Below are 281 nucleotides of genomic sequence, written 5' to 3'. Positions count from 1 at the left end.
ATTTGGCTATGGACAGCCGTTGACCACTTCAAACAGGGGATTTTAGGCTGGGTACTGGGTGACCGTAGTGCTAAGACCTTTGCACCGCTCTGGTCTATCGTATCGGACTGGAACTGCTATTTCTATGTAACGGATGGCTGGTCGGTGTATCGCGGCTTCATTCCAGAGGGCGATCAGATTGTCTGCAAGACTTACATGACTCGGGTGGAAGGCGAAAACACACGATTGCGACACTACCTGGCTCGACTGCACCGGAAGACCCTTTGCTATTCTAAGTCCGT

1 protein-coding gene is annotated in these 281 nt (G+C 51.6%); it reads left to right on the top strand.

Features of this window, described 5'->3' with window-relative positions:
* On the top strand, positions 1 to 281 hold a 281-nt coding region (locus tag JUJ53_RS08540), incomplete at both ends, for an IS1 family transposase (RefSeq protein ID WP_204151584.1).

The organism is Leptolyngbya sp. CCY15150 (genome assembly GCF_016888135.1).
Taxonomy (GTDB): domain Bacteria; phylum Cyanobacteriota; class Cyanobacteriia; order RECH01; family RECH01; genus RECH01.
The sequence above is the reverse complement of the archived record's forward strand: the minus strand, read 5'-3'. Positions and strand labels throughout refer to the sequence as shown.